The organism is Polaromonas sp. P3_A5 (assembly GCF_056403055.1).
Genome location: NZ_JBFUGF010000001.1, coordinates 2375021 through 2392062 on the forward strand (window position 1 = coordinate 2375021; position 17042 = coordinate 2392062).

General features: G+C 61.7%; 16 protein-coding genes. 12 read left to right on the forward strand and 4 right to left on the reverse strand.

Annotated features, from left to right (window positions below):
• Nucleotides 1-11 precede the first annotated feature (11 nt).
• On the reverse strand, nucleotides 12-1790 hold the full coding sequence (locus tag AC1DU8_RS11260) for an acetolactate synthase 3 catalytic subunit (RefSeq protein ID WP_457278606.1): 1779 nt from the start codon (nucleotides 1788-1790) through the stop codon (nucleotides 12-14).
• Between the two features lie 327 nt (nucleotides 1791-2117).
• On the opposite strand from AC1DU8_RS11260, the gene AC1DU8_RS11265 reads away from it, so the two are divergent.
• The 6 genes from AC1DU8_RS11265 (at nucleotide 2118) to AC1DU8_RS11290 (ending at nucleotide 5625) form a co-directional block, all read left to right on the forward strand.
• Nucleotides 2118-2684: an RNA polymerase sigma factor gene (locus AC1DU8_RS11265; protein WP_457279761.1), complete on the forward strand. Its 567-nt coding sequence runs from the start codon at nucleotides 2118-2120 to the stop codon at nucleotides 2682-2684.
• Nucleotides 2681-3127, forward strand: coding sequence for a DUF3619 family protein (locus tag AC1DU8_RS11270; protein WP_477689060.1), 447 nt, complete (start codon nucleotides 2681-2683; stop codon nucleotides 3125-3127). Before AC1DU8_RS11265 ends, AC1DU8_RS11270 begins: the two co-directional genes overlap by 4 nt.
• 47 nt (nucleotides 3128-3174) lie before the next feature.
• A complete protein-coding gene (locus AC1DU8_RS11275) occupies nucleotides 3175-3852 on the forward strand; it encodes a DUF3106 domain-containing protein (protein ID WP_477667261.1) in 678 nt (225 codons plus the stop codon).
• A gap of 73 nt (nucleotides 3853-3925) precedes the next feature.
• Entirely contained in the window at nucleotides 3926-4483 is a 558-nt protein-coding gene (locus AC1DU8_RS11280; RefSeq protein WP_457278609.1) for an RDD family protein, read from the forward strand.
• 36 nt (nucleotides 4484-4519) lie between these two features.
• Nucleotides 4520-4996, forward strand: a complete 477-nt coding sequence (locus AC1DU8_RS11285) for a diacylglycerol kinase (protein WP_457278610.1) — start codon at nucleotides 4520-4522, stop codon at nucleotides 4994-4996.
• Nucleotides 4993-5625: an LOG family protein gene (locus AC1DU8_RS11290; RefSeq protein ID WP_477726755.1), complete on the forward strand. Its 633-nt coding sequence runs from the start codon at nucleotides 4993-4995 to the stop codon at nucleotides 5623-5625. The genes AC1DU8_RS11285 and AC1DU8_RS11290 overlap by 4 nt, the downstream gene beginning before the upstream one ends.
• A gap of 125 nt (nucleotides 5626-5750) precedes the next feature.
• On the opposite strand, the gene AC1DU8_RS11295 is transcribed toward AC1DU8_RS11290, so the two are convergent.
• Nucleotides 5751-6089: a P-II family nitrogen regulator gene (locus AC1DU8_RS11295; RefSeq protein WP_007869659.1), complete on the reverse strand. Its 339-nt coding sequence runs from the start codon at nucleotides 6087-6089 to the stop codon at nucleotides 5751-5753.
• A gap of 148 nt (nucleotides 6090-6237) precedes the next feature.
• Entirely contained in the window at nucleotides 6238-7926 is a 1689-nt protein-coding gene (locus tag AC1DU8_RS11300) for an NAD+ synthase (RefSeq protein WP_477726756.1), read from the reverse strand.
• A gap of 24 nt (nucleotides 7927-7950) precedes the next feature.
• Here AC1DU8_RS11300 and AC1DU8_RS11305 point away from each other — a divergent pair, with 24 nt between their 5' ends.
• The 5 genes from AC1DU8_RS11305 to AC1DU8_RS11325 all read left to right on the forward strand — a co-directional run bounded on the left by AC1DU8_RS11305 (nucleotide 7951) and on the right by AC1DU8_RS11325 (nucleotide 13761).
• Nucleotides 7951-9285: a GNAT family N-acetyltransferase gene (locus tag AC1DU8_RS11305; RefSeq protein ID WP_477726757.1), complete on the forward strand. Its 1335-nt coding sequence runs from the start codon at nucleotides 7951-7953 to the stop codon at nucleotides 9283-9285.
• Between the two features lie 201 nt (nucleotides 9286-9486).
• Nucleotides 9487-9819: a hypothetical protein gene (locus tag AC1DU8_RS11310; RefSeq protein ID WP_457278614.1), complete on the forward strand. Its 333-nt coding sequence runs from the start codon at nucleotides 9487-9489 to the stop codon at nucleotides 9817-9819.
• A 238-nt stretch (nucleotides 9820-10057) separates the two neighbouring features.
• A complete protein-coding gene (locus AC1DU8_RS11315) occupies nucleotides 10058-10843 on the forward strand; it encodes a hypothetical protein (RefSeq protein ID WP_477689056.1) in 786 nt (261 codons plus the stop codon).
• A gap of 110 nt (nucleotides 10844-10953) precedes the next feature.
• Nucleotides 10954-12573 carry a wax ester/triacylglycerol synthase family O-acyltransferase gene (locus tag AC1DU8_RS11320; protein WP_477689055.1) on the forward strand — a complete coding sequence of 540 codons (1620 nt, stop codon included), beginning with the start codon at nucleotides 10954-10956 and terminating at the stop codon, nucleotides 12571-12573.
• A 348-nt stretch (nucleotides 12574-12921) separates the two neighbouring features.
• Entirely contained in the window at nucleotides 12922-13761 is an 840-nt protein-coding gene (locus AC1DU8_RS11325; protein ID WP_477689144.1) for an alpha/beta hydrolase, read from the forward strand.
• Between the two features lie 193 nt (nucleotides 13762-13954).
• On the opposite strand, the gene ppa is transcribed toward AC1DU8_RS11325, so the two are convergent.
• A complete protein-coding gene (ppa, locus tag AC1DU8_RS11330) occupies nucleotides 13955-14494 on the reverse strand; it encodes an inorganic diphosphatase (protein WP_457278617.1) in 540 nt (179 codons plus the stop codon).
• A gap of 307 nt (nucleotides 14495-14801) precedes the next feature.
• Between ppa and AC1DU8_RS11335 the strand changes: the two genes are divergently transcribed.
• Nucleotides 14802-17024, forward strand: coding sequence for a sodium-translocating pyrophosphatase (locus tag AC1DU8_RS11335; protein ID WP_457278618.1), 2223 nt, complete (start codon nucleotides 14802-14804; stop codon nucleotides 17022-17024).
• The last annotated feature ends 18 nt before the right edge of the window (nucleotides 17025-17042 follow it).

The window sequence follows — 17042 nt, forward strand, 5'->3', positions numbered from 1 at the left end:
TGGCGTGGGGCCTAGAGGTCTTCCGACCCCAGCAGCATTTCGGTAATGCCCTTGCCGGCCTGTACCATCGGGAACACGTTTTCGGTCGGGTCCGTGCGGAAGTCCATGAACACCGTGCGGTCCTTGAGCTTGCGGGCTTCGCGAAGCGCCGGCTCCACGTCCTGCGGTTTTTCGATCAGCATGCCGACGTGACCATAGGCTTCGGCCAGCTTCACGAAATTGGGCAGCGCGTCCATGTAGCTGCTGCTGTAGCGGCCTTCATAGTCAATTTCCTGCCACTGGCGCACCATGCCCAGGTAACGGTTGTTGAGCGAGACAATCTTGATCGGGGTGTTGTACTGCAGGCAGGTGGAAAGCTCCTGGATGCACATCTGCACCGAGCCTTCGCCCGTGATGCAGAACACTTCCGAGTCGGGCTTGGCCAGCTTGATGCCCATGGCATAGGGAATACCGACGCCCATGGTGCCCAGGCCGCCTGAATTGATCCAGCGGCGCGGCTCGTCGAACTTGTAGTACTGCGCGGCCCACATCTGGTGCTGCCCCACGTCCGACGTGATGTAGGTATCCGCGTCTTTGGTCAGCTTCCAGAGCGTTTCGACTACATGCTGGGGCTTGATGACGTCGCCTTTGCCCATGCTGTACTTCATGCAGTCGCGTTTGCGCCAGCCTTCAATCGTGTCCCACCAACCGCCCAGCGCGTTCGCGTCAGGCTTGAGGCCGGATTCCTTGATCATGGCAATCAGTTCGGTCAGTACATCCTTCACGTCGCCCACGATTGGAATGTCGACCTTCACGCGCTTCGAAATGCTGGAAGGATCGATGTCGATGTGGATGATCTTGCGTTCGTTCTGCGCGAAATGCTTGGGGTTGCCAATCACGCGGTCATCAAAACGCGCACCTACCGCCAGCAACACGTCGCAATGCTGCATCGCGTTGTTGGCTTCTATGGTGCCGTGCATACCCAGCATGCCGAGGAATTTTTTGTCGCTGGCCGGATAGGCGCCCAAGCCCATCAAGGTGTTGGTGCAGGGGTAGCCCAGCATGTCGACCAGCGTGCGCAGTTCTTGCGAGGCATTGCTGAGCAACACGCCGCCGCCGGTGTAGATATAGGGCCGTTTGGCCGCCAGCAGCAATTGCAGGGCCTTGCGGATCTGCCCGCCATGGCCTTTGCGCACCGGGTTGTAAGAGCGCATCTCAACGGTTTGCGGATAGCCGTTGTAAGGCACCTTGTTGAAGGACACGTCCTTGGGGATATCAACGACCACAGGGCCGGGCCGGCCGCTGCGGGCGATATGAAACGCCTTTTTCAGGGTTTCGGCCATGTGCCGCGCATCCTTGACCAGGAAGTTGTGCTTCACGATGGGCCGGGTGATACCGACGGTGTCGCATTCCTGGAAGGCATCCAGCCCGATGGCGTGGGTAGGAACCTGTCCCGTGATGATGACCATCGGGATGCTGTCCATGTAGGCGGTGGCAATGCCGGTCACGGCGTTGGTCACGCCCGGGCCGGAAGTGACCAGCGCCACGCCCACCTCGCCTGTGGCGCGAGCATAGCCGTCGGCTGCGTGCACAGCGGCCTGCTCATGACGCACCAGGATATGCTGGATCGAGTCCTGTTTGTAGACGGCGTCGTAGATATGCAGGACTGCACCGCCCGGATAACCCCACATGTATTTGACGCCTTCAGCCTGAAGGGACTTCATGAGGATTTCCGCGCCGCGGAGTTCTTGAGAATTTGTTTGTGCAGACGCAGCTGCCGCGGAAGCGATTTCCGCTTTGGAGATTTCCATGATGAACCTTTGTGAATTTCTCTAACGAAATACCTTGGGTGCCTCTTCGCCCACTCTTGTGAAGCAGCGTCGAGACTTGAGGCCAAAACCATGAGCGGAAACATAAACCGCCGAGTCATGACCCGTTTGCCTTTTGAATTGCAGGCCGTATTATGACATTTCGCGTTGCGCAATGGCTGCACGCGGTGAAAAATCGCAGCCGGGACCGGCCGGGATGCGATAATTTTCCAGCTGTATCCTTGGACACATGCCTTATCGGCATCGGCCCTGCGAGTACCCGCAGACCACCACCCTGTGCAGCGCTGGACGAACCGGAACCCCACACCGTTGGCAACTGAACAAGAACTCTCGGATTTCCTGAAAAGCGTTGAAAAACGGGCTTTCAAGCGCAGCATCTACCACGTGCGGGATGAAGAAGCGGCCCTTGACATCGTTCAGGACAGCATGATGAAGCTGGCCCAGCACTACGGCGACAAGCCTGCGGCCGAGCTACCCATGCTGTTCCAGCGCATCCTGGCCAACACCACGCTGGACTGGTTCCGCCGCCGCAAGACCCGGAACGCGCTTTTCTCCAACATGAGCGACTTTGAATCGCAGGGAGAAGACGGAGATTTCGATCTTCTGGAAACTTTAGAGAGCCTTACCAACTCAGAGGGTACAGAGAGCGCCCAGGATGCTACTGAGCGGGCGCAAATATTGCATGAGATCGAACTGCAGGTAAAGGAATTGCCGGGCCGTCAACGGGAAGCCTTTCTGATGCGTTACTGGGAGGAAATGGATGTCGCTGAAACAGCAGCCGCCATGGGCTGTTCGGAGGGCAGTGTCAAAACACATTGTTCCCGTGCAGTTCACGCCCTCAGCAAAGCCCTGAGTGCCAAAGGTATAAAACTATGACTAACTCACTACAAAAAAGAGCCGAAATCCTGCAGGACCGCTTTGGCCTGAAGACCGCGTCCTACCTGTCCGCAGGAGCTGCAGACCTGCCTTACGACATTTCCGAGCGCCTGCGCGCCGCACGCGCCCAAGCTGTTTCAAAACGTAAAGCCGCCAAAACACAAACCGCCACCAGCGTCGTCGGCGTTGGCACAAGTGCCGCCCTGTCATGGGGATCTGATGACGGCCTGAGCTGGTGGGCACGGATTGGTTCGGTCCTTCCCCTTGTTGCACTGGTTGTCGGCCTGCTGGCCATCAATTCGATCCAGAACGATAACCGCGCCCAGGAACTGGCAGAAGTCGATGTGGCGTTGCTTACGGACGAACTCCCGCCCGCTGCTTTTGCCGATCCGGGTTTTGTCCAGTACCTCAAAACCACACGCCAAGTCCCCACGGCCCAATGATCCCGCGCGCAATCTCCCGACGCGCCCCATCGGTCGATGGCCGCTCAATGCGGTTGAGGCTGCAATGGCTGTCGTTCGGGCTTGTGACGGCTACCCTGCTGGCCTGGCCCATTCTGGGCCTTGCACAGGCGCCTAAACCCGTAGCCCCAGCCAGCGCAGCTGTGAAGCCGCCTGCCGTTCCTGCCAAGCCCGTCGTGGCCAAACCGACCTGGGCCGAACTCACGCCCATGCAGCAGCAGGCGCTCAAACCGCTGGCTTCAAGCTGGGATACCGTCAGCGAGGCGCAAAAGCGCAAATGGCTGGAAATCTCCAAAAATTACCCCTCACTCGCACCGGAAGGGCAGGCTAACCTGCACAGCCGCATGAATGAATGGGTCACCTTGAGCCCCCAGCAGCGTGCGCAAGCCCGGCTGAACTTCGGCAAGACCAAGGAACTCTCCAAGCAGCTCACGCCTGAAGAGAAAAAAGCCAAGTGGGAGACCTACCAGGCCCTCAGCCCCGAAGAAAAGCAGAAGCTGGCCGCCAAGGCCAGTCCAAAGCCTACCGGAGCGGCAACAGCGGTGAAACCAGTGGCGCCGCAAAAGCTGGCGCCCGTGACACCGCATCCGGTCAAGGCAGCCAGCAAACCTGGCCCTAAAATCACTGCTTTGCAACCTGCCTCAGCTGCTACGCCCGCCGCGCCGTCCGCAAGCGGTGCCGCAACAAGCGCTACGCCCCAACGCTAAACGCTACCCGCAGCGGCTGGGCTTGGCCCATGCCTGCTGCCGTTCACTGTGGCCAACCTTTATCGCGACATCTTTGACAGTCACAGACACCCTCCCCATTCCGTCCATTCCCCGCCGCATGGCCTGCTGGATGTACGAAGGCATGCTGATGTTCGGCGTGGTTTTTCTGGCCGGTTACCTTTTCAGCACATTGAGCCAGACCCGAAATGCCCTGGACAATCGCCATGCCCTGCAGGCGTTCGTGTTTGTGATTTTCGGTATTTATTTCGTCTGGTTCTGGGCCAAAGGTCAGACCCTGGCCATGAAAACCTGGAACATCCGCGTAGTCGACGTCAACGGTGAACCCGTCACCCAGAAACGCGCCCTGCTGCGTTATGCGCTGAGCTGGCTCTGGTTTCTGCCACCCCTGGCCGTGAGCTGGGCAATGGCGCTGCCAGGACGGGAAGGCGCTGTACTGACGCTGGGATGGGTCGCCATCTGGGCCATCCTGGCGCGCTTTCATCCGCAAAAACAGTTTTGGCACGACGCCTGGGCAGGCACGCGGCTCATCACCTGGGTCGCACCCGAAAAACCCGGGCGCAAGGCCAAAAACAAGGCCGGTATCGCCAGTACTGCGCCCCATCAGCCCTAACATCAATGTGCCATAAAGCTGCGCGACAATGGCACCATGTCAGAACAAGTTCCGTTTCCCATGTCTGTGCCAGCGCCGCCATCTGATGCTGATGTCGCTCCTGCTGGCGCCACCTCCCGAGTGGGCTCCAATGAGCCCGTCAACCCCCAAAAACACCGCAAGGGCCTGAGCCGCGTCTGGCACGCCACGGGCTATTCCGTTGCCGGCCTGCGCGCAGGCTGGCACGAAACCGCTTTTCGCCAGGAAGCGATCGCATCGATTGTGCTGATCCCCGCCGCTTTCTGGCTGGGCCGCAGTTGGGTCGAAACGGTGCTCCTGGCCGGCACGGTCATCCTCATCATGATCGTGGAACTTCTCAACACGGGCATTGAAACCGCCATCGACCGCATCGGCCCCGAATGGCATGACCTTTCCAAGCGCGCGAAGGACATGGGCAGCGCCGCCGTCCTGCTCAGCCTGCTGTTGTGCGCCGGTACATGGGCCCTGGCGCTGTTCCAGCGATTTGCCGCATGAATGCAAGCATCAATAAAGTGACCGATATCTCCAAACCCGCCTCCAAACCTGCTTTTTCCCTCTGCGTTTATTGCGGATCCCGTCCCGGCAACCAGCCCGAATTCGCCGCCATTGCCGCCTTCGTCGGCACCTGGATAGGCAAGCGCGGCGGGCAACTGGTCTACGGCGGCGGCCGCAACGGCCTGATGGGCATCATGGCCGACGCTGCGCTGGCGGCCGGCGGGCGTGTTGTGGGAATCATCCCCAAGGCACTGGTAGAGAAAGAATGGGCCCACACCGGATGCACCGAGCTGCACATCGTGGAAAACATGCATGAGCGCAAATACCTGATGGCCGAGCATGCCGATGCGTTCCTGGCATTGCCTGGCGGCATCGGTACGCTGGAGGAGTTTTTTGAGGTATGGACCTGGCGCCAGCTTGGCTACCACGACAAACCGGTCGGCCTGCTCAACATGAACGGCTACTACGACGCCCTGCTGGCGTTCCTGGCCTCTTCGGTGAAAACCGGCTTCATGAATGACTGGCTGATGGACCTGATCCGCACCAGCAGCGACGCGGAATCACTGCTTGAAACGCTGGTACAGGCAGCCGGCATGACGCCAGGCAACACCCGCCTCGACCAAATCTGACACCGGTCGCAGGGACTTTTCTTCAGGCCAGCAGGGGCCGCGGAACCGGCTTTGCCGGGCCGCAGGCGCAGCGGCCCCCTCGGGGGGCAGGAAGCTACACGCAGTGAGCGACCGTGGGGGCCTATCTACACCGCCGCTTCGTCTTCTTCCCCGGTGCGGATGCGCACCACCCGCTCGACGCTGGTGATGAAAATCTTGCCGTCGCCGATCTTGCCGGTGCGCGCAGCACGCACGATGGCATCCACGCAGCGTTCCACGTCTTCGGTTTTCACCACGACTTCGACCTTGACCTTCGGCAGAAAATCGACGACATACTCGGCGCCACGGTACAGCTCGGTGTGCCCCTTCTGGCGGCCAAAGCCCTTGACTTCAGTGACAGTCAGACCGGTTACGCCGCATTCGGCCAAGGCCTCGCGGACTTCTTCGAGTTTGAAAGGCTTGAGGACGGCGGTAATTTGTTTCACTGAATATCTCCATTCGTTCTAAATATCGTCAGCATAGGGCATCCTCTCCCAAACCCAGCAGGGGCCGCGGAACCGGCTTTGCCGGGCCGCAGGCGCAGCGGCCCCCTCGGGGGGCAGCGAACCACACGCAGTGGGGAGCGTGGGGGCCCTATTGCCGAAATTTGCTGGTAATAGGATAGCGCCAATCCTTGCCAAAGCTCCTGTGGGTGACCCTGATACCCACGGGCGCCTGGCGGCGTTTGTACTCGTTGATGCGGATCAGTTGGGCCACGCGCACGACCATCGCGCGGTCAAACCCGGCAGCGGCGATGGCGTCCACGCCCTGGTCGTTCTCCATGTAGCGCTCCAGGATGGCGTCCAGCACCTCGTAGGGCGGCAGGCTGTCCTGGTCGGTCTGGTCGGGCCGCAGCTCGGCGCTGGGCGGCCGCGTGATGATGCGCTCGGGAATCGGGTTGCTGCCCGTGCCGTACGGGTCGTTTTCGTTGCGCCAGCGCGCCAGGCGAAACACCGTGGTCTTCAGCAGGTCCTTGATGACCGCAAAGCCGCCGGCCATGTCGCCGTAGAGCGTGCAATAACCGGTCGCCATTTCGCTTTTGTTGCCGGTGGTCAGCACGATGGAGCCGAACTTGTTCGACAGCGCCATCAAAAACACGCCGCGGATACGCGCCTGGATGTTTTCCTCGGTGGTGTCTTCCTTCAGACCCTTGAACTCACCAGCCAGCGACGCCTTGAAGGCTTCGAACTCCGGCACGATGGAAATCTCGTCGTAGCGCACCTTCACGCGCTCAGCCATTTCGCGCGCATCAATCCAGGAGATGTCTGCCGTATAGGGCGAAGGCATCATCACCGCGCGCACCTTGTCGGCGCCCAGCGCATCCACCGCGATCGCCAAGACCAGGGCCGAATCAATGCCGCCCGACAGCCCCAGGATGGCACCGGGAAAACCGTTTTTACCGAGGTAGTCGCGCACGCCCAGCACCAGCGCGTCCCACAGGTCCGCCTCGTGGCTGCGTTCAGGCACCGTGCTTGCTATTAATTTAATAGCTGCTTGCGATCGTCCCGCCTGAATTACAAACAGATTTTCCTTGAAACTTTCAGCCCTTCCGGCCAGGGCGCCATCGGCCTGCAGCGCAAAAGACGCCCCTTCAAAAACGATTTCGTCCTGCCCCCCCACCAGGTGCGCATAAATCAGCGGCAACCCGGTGGCTTGGGCCCGGACCTGCATCATCTGCTCACGTTCGCCGCCTTTGCCGACGTGAAACGGCGAGGCATTGATGACCGCCAGCAACTCGGCACCCGCTTCTTTGGCCAGGCGTGCCGGCTCTTCAAACCAGGCGTCTTCGCAAATCAGCAGCCCGACGCTGACGGCGTCATCACCTTCCCCGGCCTGGAAGACGCAAGTGCCCTGCCCCGGCGTGAAATAGCGGCGTTCGTCAAACACCTGGTAATTCGGCAGTTCGCGCTTGGCATAGGTGTCGACGACGCGGCCCTCGCGCAGCACCCTGGCCGCATTGTGGCGCTGCTGCACTTCCACACTTTTGGTGCGCAGGCCCTTGCCGTTGTCGCCGTGGGTGGGCGTGCCCACCACCACTGTCAGGCCTTTTAACCCGGCCAGCTCGCGGGCCACCAGATTCACGGCATCATCACAGGCCTGGATGAACGATGGGCGCAAAAACAGGTCTTCTGCCGCATAGCCGCAAATGGCCAGCTCGGGCGTCAGCAGCAGCCGGGCGCCGCCCTCGTAGGCTATGCGGGCTGCGTCGATGATCTTTTGCGCATTACCCGGCATATCACCCACGCAGTAGTTCAATTGGGCAACGCAGATTTTGAGTGGCATGTTGAAGTAGAACCCCGAAAACACGTGAAAAAGAACTCAAACGATTATGTCATTCGCGTGCTGAATTCACCGCTGGAGGTGAATGCGGCCGAGTGGAACGCCCTGCTGGCGGCGCAGAGCCCGGGCGAGCCCGCGAACCCGTTCATGCGCCACGAATACCTGGCCGCGCTGCACGAAAGCGGCAGCGCCACACCCGAAACCGGATGGACGCCGCGCTTTGTCACCCTCTGGCAGGGCAAGGCACTGGCAGGCGCCTGCGCGCTTTACCTCAAGGAGCATTCCTACGGCGAATACGTGTTCGACCACGCCTGGGCCAATGCCTACCAGCAGCACGGGCTTGAGTACTACCCCAAGGCATTGGTCGCCGTGCCGTTCACCCCCGTACCCGGCGCCCGCCTGCTGGCCCGCACAGCCGACGAACGCAGCCTGCTGATCAAGGCCCTGGTGGCCTGGTGCACCGAGGAAAACCTTTCGTCCCTGCACCTGCTATTTACCGCCGACGAAGATGTCACGGCCTGTGAAGATGCCGGGCTGATGCTGCGTCATACGGTGCAGTTCCACTGGACCGATAACAGTGCCCCCACGCTCGGCACTGGCGTGTCCTCGCTGCCCCCCGAGGGGGCTGTTCCGCCTAAGGGCGGCCTGTCGGCGGAACGTTCCTTGCCGCCCCGGGGATTCCGCGACTTCGACGACTTCCTGGCGTCGCTCAGCCAGGAAAAACGCAAAAAGATCCGCCAGGAGCGCCGCAAGGTCGCCGAGGCGGGCATCACTTTCCGCTGGTCGCTGGGCAAGGACATCAGCAACGCCGACTGGGATTTTTTCTACCGCTGCTACGAGCGTACTTATTACGAGCACGGCAACGCGCCTTACCTGAGCCGCGACTTCTTCCAGCGCATGCAGGACACCATGCCGGAGAACTGGCTGCTGTTTGTGGCGGAGCACAACGCCGACGGCCAGCGGCGGCCCGTCGCGACAAGCCTGATCGCCGTCAGTGCCCGTCCTGAAAGGGATCACGGCGACGAAAGTGCCGAAAACCAGTCCCTGGTTGCGTACGGCCGTTACTGGGGCGCCCTCGCCCGCGTCGACTGCCTGCACTTTGAAGCCTGCTACTACCAGCCGCTGCAGTGGTGCATTGAGCACGGCTACCACCGTTTCGAAGGCGGCGCGCAGGGCGAGCACAAAATGGCCCGCGCCCTGCTGCCCGTCAAAACCACCAGCGCTCACTGGCTGGCGCATCCTTCGTTTGCCGATGCGGTCGAGCGCTTCCTGGCGCGCGAAGGCGCCGGCATCGACAACTACATGGAAGACCTGGAACGCCGCAGCCCTTTCAGGCAAGCTGCGCCACGCACTTCGGCTTAAGCACTGGCTTGCATTAGCCGCAGGCGCTACGTTTTTCATAGCTGCTTGCGCTTACCCATATTGGGTTTCATGGACTTTTTCCATAAATATTCTGTGCAAAACACGCACTGGCCGCGCTCCCACCCATACCTGCAACCCCGTCATACCTGTCATCACACGGGCAAGCGTTATTTGCTATAAAGCCCGTTCAAAGGAATTTCCATGAGCAACAAAAACCGCGCCAACGAACGTACGTACACCGTCAACCTCGTCGAATGCCCAACCCTGACCGCCGACGAGCGCGCAGCGGCCGAACTGCGTTTTCGCATGGCACTTGAATTCGCCTTGGGCGGCCCCGAATATGTACTGCCTTCGCTTCAGGCCTACATGCTGACGCAAACACTGCACGAAGGCCTGCCGCTGGAGAACGCCTCAGAGGCAGAAGAACAGGTCATCGCGCTCTGGCAACACGCCGAGACCGACGCGATTCTGGCGGCGATGCGGCCGCTGGGCGACAACCTGGACAACGCGCGCTTCGAGATCCTCCCGCTTTGACCCCCTGGGCCGCTTGGCCGGCGGCCCGCTTCGCAGGGCAACCACCGCCGCCTGCGGTGAACGCGGAAACGCCGTAACGCTATCGTATTGATAGCTGCTTGCGTCCGCCAGTATTGCGCCAACGGTTCATTTCCCTTAAGCCACAGCTTGATTTAAGCTCTGTCTTTCACGCCTGTTTTCGAACGGTTTTCAAGGCGCCGGCGGCCACCTTGCCGCCGGCTCAAACCGCTATTTCCCCATGAATGCTCTCGTGACTGCTACACCCGAAAACCCCGAAACGCAGACTGCCGACCCTGCGCCCCTGCTGGGCCGTCCGCATGCCCGGCGCCTGCGTGAGGTCTACCGCTCCGCCGGCTGGCCCTGCCAGGACCTGCTGGAGATCGAACTGCTGGCCACCGGCATGCTGCAGCGCGTGGCCGGCCCTGCAGGCCACGAAACCCTGCGCGTGACCGATGCCGGCGTGGCCTACCTGGCCACCGTGCTCGTGCGCAACCGCTCGGCGCTTTCAAAGCACGAGGCACTGGTCGAACAGGTGGCCTGCGAAATGGTGCGTGCCGGCCGCATCACCTGGCGCGGCCTGGGTTTGCGTGCCCAGCTGCCGCCCGAAGAAGAAGGCGGCAAGGCTCGCTGGTGCATCGCCCGGCCCGACGTGTTTTCCATCCGCAACACCACCGTGCAGGAATATGTCGAACCGATCGTGCACGAGATCAAGGTGCACCGCTCCGACCTGCTGGGCGACCTGCGCCGCCCCGAAAAACGCGCCGCCTACCTCGACCTGGGCGGCGAGTGCTGGTATGTGCTCGGTTGCGACGCCAAGGGCCGGCCGATCGGCGATGCCAGCGAGGTGCCGCTGGAATGCGGTGTGATGGTGCTGGACAACGCGCGCCTGGCCGTTGCCAGGGCCGCGCCGCGGCGCACGCGCCAGCAGCTGCCGCTGGGCGTATGGATGGCGCTGGCCAAGGCGACGCCGGTAGCCGGGCTCAACGACGACGAACAGGGAATGCTCGGCGACTGCGAAGCTTGAACGCAATCACGGCCGCGCGCTGAGCTTGGCGTGACAGCGGCGGCTACGGCAAACCCTAGTGCCGCAACCCGTCCTGCTCGGTTAATGTCTCCCTCACGGAGACAACAACAATGAAATCCCTCACCGGCCTGGACGCGACCTTTCTTTACCTTGAAACCCCCGAGATGCCCATGCATGTGGGCTCGCTCAACCTGTGCGAACTGCCGCAGGGCTTCAAGGGCAGCTTTCACAAGGCGGTCAAAGCGCACATCGCCAAACGCATGCACCTGGCGCCGGTATTCAGCCGCAAGCTGGTGTTCATGCCGCTGGATCTGGGCCACCCGCTGTGGGTGGATGCCGACGAGGTGGATATCGACTTTCACATCCGCCGCGCGGACTCCGCCAAAAAACGGGCGACGCCCATGACGCTGGCCGAGGTGCACAAGCTGTGCGCGCAACTGCACAGCGAGGTCATTGACCGCAATTTCCCGCTCTGGGAGTTTTATATTTTTGACCGCATCCAGCTGCCCGCATCGCAAGGCGGCAAGGTGGTGGCTGGGTTTTTCTCGAAGATTCACCATGCGGCGCTGGACGGCAAGGGCGGCGTGATGCTGGCCAATGCCCTGCTCGACTTCAGCCCGGTACCGCGCGAGGTGCCACCGCCCGACCCTGCCCGCCGCCGCAAAACCGAGGCCGACCTGAAGCTGGGCAAGATGATCGGTTCGGTGTTTTCGAGTTCGCTGGGCCAATTGGCCAAGCTCGCCAAGGCACTGCCGTCCGCGGCCAGCACTTTTGGCAGCACGCTGGCAAAACAATCCACCACCAGTTCGGCCACGGGCATCAAGCCCAAAATGCCGATGAAGCTGGCGCCACAAACACCATTCAATACCGGCATCACCACGGATCGTGTCTTTGTGACGGCCACCCTGCCGCTGGCTGAATGCAAGGCCATGGGCAAGGCGGTGGGCGGCTCATTCAATGACGTGGTGTTGTGGATCTGCTCAACAGCGCTGCGCAGCTACCTCACGCAGCACCACAGCCTGCCGAAAAAATCGCTGGTGGCGGCCATGCCGGTGTCACTGCGCGAAGCCGGCGCCACCGACGCCAGCAACCTGGGCAACCAGGTGAGCATGAGCCTGGTGGAGCTGGGCACGCAGCTGGCGCACCCGCTCAAGCGCATGAACGCCATCATGGCATCGACCGCCAAGGTAAAAACATCGATGCAAAGCCTGAAGGGCCTGCTGCCGACCGACTACCCTTCGCTGCTGGCGCCGTGGCTGGTGGGCGGCGCGGCCAAAATGGCGCTGAACGCCTACGGCAAAAGCGGCATCGCCAGCCGCCTGCCCATGGTAGCCAACCTGGCGATTTCCAACGTGCCGGGCCCGCCGGTGCCGCTGTACCTGGCCGGCGCGAAGTTCCTGACCTTCCACCCGCTGTCCATCGTCATGCATGGGCTGGCGCTCAACATCACCATCCAGACTTACGCCGGCCATGTGGATTTCGGCATCGTTGCCGACAAGAAGGCGCTGCCGCATGCGAAGGATTTGGCGAAAGCAATCGAGGAGGCCTTCACTCAGGCCCAAGCCTTGATGGTGAGCACGGCGCCTGTTGCACCCGCCGCCACGGCGCCCGCGCCGAAAAAGGGGGCAAAAAAGGTCTCAGTTAAAACCGCAGTGAAGGCCGCCCCGGTAAAAACCCGCAAAGCCGCTGTCACGAACGCGACGAAAACCACGGCGAAGCGCTCAAGTTAGAGGTGCCTCCCTCTGTAAAAACCTGTAAGCGCCTCCATACTCTTAGGGTCTAATAGCGCTGTTTTTGCAAATGCGAACGGGGTAAAAAAGGCGCCAATCAAGGCGCGCGACGACGCTCAGACCGGGCGTCTGAGCTAGGAGCGCAACGCCGAGTGGCGCCTTTTTTACCCCGTTCCCTACGGGTTGCGATCAAAAAGGCCCTGCGCGGCGTTGCAAAGCCTTGACGGGGTTCACCCCGCCTGCGTTTTGCGCCTTGCTCATGGCCTTTTTGACTCGCAACGCATCTTGCAAAAACAGCGCTATCAGACCCTAGTCAGAACTCCAACAAGACAATCAATGCTTCAAGCCATGGCAAGCCCGTCATCCAGGCGAAATCCGTCTTCATCCTCCCCTCAAGATCAAGCAGAAACGTCCCCGCACGATGTTCCGCCCAGCGCGTGGTTGCTGGCGCTTGAGTTGCGTGCATTCTGGGAATTCGGCGCATTGCTTCCCGCCTGGCCCTTGCTGGCCCGCGCGCCACGTGGCGACGGCCATGCGGTGATGGTGTTTCCGGGCCTGTCGGCCAATGACGCCACCACGGTGCCGCTGCGCCAATACCTGCAGTCGCTCAATTACAGGCCCTGGGGCTGGGAACAGGGCTTTAACTTCGGCCCGCGCGCCGGCGTGCTGGAAGAAGCCCGCGACAGCCTCGCTCGCACCTTCGACGCCACAGGCCGCAAGGTCAGCCTGATCGGCTGGAGCCTGGGCGGCGTGTATGCGCGCGAACTGGCCAAGGAGCTGCCGCACATGGTGCGCGGCGTGATCACGCTGGGCACGCCCTTCGCGGGCTCGCACAAGGCCACCAACGCCTGGCGCATCTATGAACTCACCAGCGGCCGCAACGTCGAGCGCGAATCCGAAAGCTACGATCTGCCGGCCGCCCCGCCTGTGCCGACCACCAGCATTTATTCGCGCAGCGACGGCGTGGTCGCCTGGCAGGCCAGCATCCAGGCAGCCAGTGCCACTCATCCGCAGACCGAAAACATCGAAGTGCTGGCCAGCCATATCGGCATGGGCGTGAACCCCAGCGCCTGGTGGGCCGTGGCCGACCGCCTGGCACAGCCGGAAGGCCAATGGAAGCCGTTTTCGCGCGAGGACAAGGGCAAGCTGCACGGCCTGGTGTTCCCGGACCCTGCGCGAAAAGCGTAAGGCTTCAACGTGGCGCCGGGCGGCGGCGCACACCGTCTCACCCAAGCATAAAAAAAGCGCCTGCAGACCACGCTGCACGCGCCTTTTTACGTTTCCCTCATCGCCACCGCTATACTTTTTATAGCTGCTTGCGCACGGCGTGTGCTAGTTACAGCACTAAAACGCTTAAATTTTCAGGCTTGGCGCCCGGGTCTCAAGCCTTGCCGGCCTTTGCATAGTTGGCAATGCCATCCGTGATCTCTTTTTTGGCCGCGTCCGGGCCTTCCCAGCCCAGCACCTTGACCCATTTGCCTTCTTCCAGGTCTTTGTAGTGCTCGAAGAAGTGCGCAATCGTCTTCAGGCGCAGCGGGTTCATGTCTTCAGGTTTTTGCCACTGGGTGTAGAGCGAGCATTTCTTGTCGATGGGCACCGCCAGCACCTTGCCGTCTTCACCGGCTTCGTCGGTCATCTTCAGGATGCCGATGGCGCGGCAGGTCACCACCACCCCGGGAATCAGGGGCACCGGGGTGATCACCAGCACGTCGACCGGGTCGCCGTCGCCGCTGATGGTCTTGGGCACGTAACCGTAATTGGTCGGGTAGTGCATGGACGTGCTCATGAAGCGGTCCACAAAAATCGCGCCGGACTCCTTGTCCACCTCGTATTTCACCGGGTCGGCATTCATCGGGATCTCGATGATGACGTTGAAGGATTCGGGAACGTTTTTGCCGGGGGAAACTTTATCGAGGGACATGGTCGCTTGAGTTCTTTATGGAAGGAAGAAGAAAGGAAGGGAAGAAAGGAGAAAAGAAGATTCTTAAAACACATGGGCTACCTGCGCAGCCGTGGCACAGGCCAACTGCTCGGTATTTACCCTCATTTTACTGATTCACACCTTACGGTTCTTAAAGTTGTCATGTTTTCACTGTAAATTGCGCGAGTTGGCCAATCGTCTTGTCTCTACGTAGACCAAGCAACGAGGAAGCAACGCAGCGGGGGTCAAGACACCATTTGCTAGCGTTGAAACCCCCTCCAAGCGAAAAACAACGTAGGAGATTTCTATGACAGGCAACTCAGCGCTTATTCTTGCGCTCGTCTGCGGGCTGGTCGCCGTGGGTTACGGCATCTGGGCTCGCAGCTGGATTCTTTCCCAGGATGCCGGCAATGCCCGCATGCAGGAAATTGCAGCCGCCATCCAGACCGGCGCCGCCGCCTACCTGGCACGGCAATACAAAACCATCGCCATGGTGGGCGTCGTCCTCACCGTACTGATCGGCTTTTTCCTTGACGGAAAAACCGCCATCGGCTTCGTCGTCGGCGCAGTGCTGTCAGGCGCTTGCGGCTTTATCGGCATGAACGTGTCGGTTCGCGCCAATGTGCGCACCGCCCAAGCCGCCACCAAAGGCATTGGCCCCGCGCTTGACGTCGCCTTTCGCGGCGGCGCCATCACGGGCATGCTGGTCGTGGGCCTGGGCCTTCTGGGCGTGACCGGCTTTTACTGGTTCCTGGTGGGCAATGGCAACTACACACCCGACCTCAAGCTGGCCAACCTGCTCAATCCGCTGATTGGTTTTGCTTTCGGCTCGTCGCTGATTTCCATCTTCGCCCGGCTGGGCGGCGGCATCTTCACCAAGGGCGCCGACGTCGGTGCCGACCTGGTGGGCAAGGTCGAAGCAGGTATTCCCGAAGACGACCCGCGCAACCCCGCCGTGATTGCCGACAACGTGGGCGACAACGTGGGTGACTGCGCCGGCATGGCCGCCGACCTGTTTGAAACCTACGCGGTCACGCTGATCGCCACCATGGTGCTGGGCGCCCTGCTGCTCTCAGGCGCGGGCGCCACTGCCGCGGTCTACCCGCTGGCGCTGGGCGGCGTGTCCATCATCGCCTCCATCATCGGCTGCTTCTTCGTCAAGGCCTCTCCCGGCATGAAGAACGTGATGCCGGCCCTGTACAAGGGTCTGGCGATTGCTGGCGTACTGTCGCTGATCGCTTTCTACTTCGTCACGATGTGGTTGATGCCCGACAACGCCGTCACGGCAAGCGGCACGCAGATACGCCTCTTCGGTGCCTGCGCGGTCGGCCTGATCCTGACCGGTGCGCTGTGCTGGGTTACCGAGTACTACACCGGCACGCAGTACAAGCCGGTGCAGCACATTGCACAGGCCTCCACCACCGGCCACGGCACCAACATCATTGCCGGCCTGGGCGTCTCCATGCGCTCGACCGCATGGCCGGTGATTTTTGTCTGTATCGCCATCCTGACGGCGTATTCGCTGGCGGGCCTGTACGGCATTGCGATTGCCGCCACCTCCATGCTGAGCATGGCGGGCATCGTGGTCGCACTGGACGCCTACGGCCCCATCACCGACAACGCCGGCGGCATCGCCGAGATGGCCGACATGCCCCCCGAGGTGCGGGCCGTTACCGACCCGCTGGACGCCGTGGGAAACACCACCAAGGCCGTGACCAAGGGCTATGCCATCGGCTCCGCCGGCCTGGCCGCGCTGGTGCTGTTTGCCGACTACACACACAAGCTGGAAGCCTACGGCAACGTGATCAGCTTCGACTTGAGCAATCCCAAGGTCATCGTCGGCCTCTTTATCGGTGGCCTGATTCCCTACCTGTTCGGCGCCATGGCGATGGAAGCCGTGGGCCGCGCAGCCGGCGCCGTGGTAGTTGAAGTGCGCCGCCAGTTCCGCGACATCAAGGGCATCATGGACGGCACGGGCAAGCCCGAGTACGACACCGCCGTGGACATGCTGACCACAGCCGCCATCAAGGAAATGATGATCCCCTCGCTGCTGCCCGTGGTCGTACCCATCGTGGTCGGCCTGGCGCTCGGTCCCCAGGCACTGGGTGGTCTGCTGATGGGAACCATCGTCACCGGCCTCTTCGTTGCCATCTCGATGTGCACCGGCGGCGGCGCCTGGGACAACGCCAAGAAGTACATTGAAGACGGCCATCACGGCGGCAAGGGTTCCGAGGCACACAAGGCCGCAGTGACCGGCGACACCGTGGGCGACCCCTACAAGGACACAGCCGGCCCGGCCGTGAACCCGCTGATCAAGATCATCAACATCGTGGCGCTGCTGATCGTGCCGCTGGTGATGAAGTTCCACGGCGGTGAAGCCGCGGCGGCCCCGGCAGCACCCATGGCCGCGCCCGCTGCCATGAGTGCACCGGCCGCCACACCGACTGCACCCGCCATGCCGGCCCCCGCGCCCACGCAGGCGCCCAATGCAGCGGCTACCCCAACGCCGGCCGCACCAGCGTCACGCTAGACCGCTCCGGCCCATGCA

Bases quoted from the DNA above. Each gene is read 5' to 3' on its own strand.
- AC1DU8_RS11260 (WP_457278606.1), bottom strand. From the start codon at position 1,790: ATGGAAATCTCCAAAGCGGAAATCGCTTCCGCGGCAGCTGCGTCTGCA.
- AC1DU8_RS11270 (WP_477689060.1), top strand. From the start codon at position 2,681: ATGACTAACTCACTACAAAAAAGAGCCGAAATCCTGCAGGACCGCTTT.
- AC1DU8_RS11275 (WP_477667261.1), top strand. From the start codon at position 3,175: ATGCGGTTGAGGCTGCAATGGCTGTCGTTCGGGCTTGTGACGGCTACC.
- AC1DU8_RS11285 (WP_457278610.1), top strand. From the start codon at position 4,520: ATGTCAGAACAAGTTCCGTTTCCCATGTCTGTGCCAGCGCCGCCATCT.
- AC1DU8_RS11290 (WP_477726755.1), top strand. From the start codon at position 4,993: ATGAATGCAAGCATCAATAAAGTGACCGATATCTCCAAACCCGCCTCC.
- AC1DU8_RS11300 (WP_477726756.1), bottom strand. From the start codon at position 7,926: ATGCCACTCAAAATCTGCGTTGCCCAATTGAACTACTGCGTGGGTGAT.
- AC1DU8_RS11310 (WP_457278614.1), top strand. From the start codon at position 9,487: ATGAGCAACAAAAACCGCGCCAACGAACGTACGTACACCGTCAACCTC.
- AC1DU8_RS11315 (WP_477689056.1), top strand. From the start codon at position 10,058: ATGAATGCTCTCGTGACTGCTACACCCGAAAACCCCGAAACGCAGACT.
- AC1DU8_RS11320 (WP_477689055.1), top strand. From the start codon at position 10,954: ATGAAATCCCTCACCGGCCTGGACGCGACCTTTCTTTACCTTGAAACC.
- AC1DU8_RS11325 (WP_477689144.1), top strand. From the start codon at position 12,922: ATGGCAAGCCCGTCATCCAGGCGAAATCCGTCTTCATCCTCCCCTCAA.
- ppa (WP_457278617.1), bottom strand. From the start codon at position 14,494: ATGTCCCTCGATAAAGTTTCCCCCGGCAAAAACGTTCCCGAATCCTTC.
- AC1DU8_RS11335 (WP_457278618.1), top strand. From the start codon at position 14,802: ATGACAGGCAACTCAGCGCTTATTCTTGCGCTCGTCTGCGGGCTGGTC.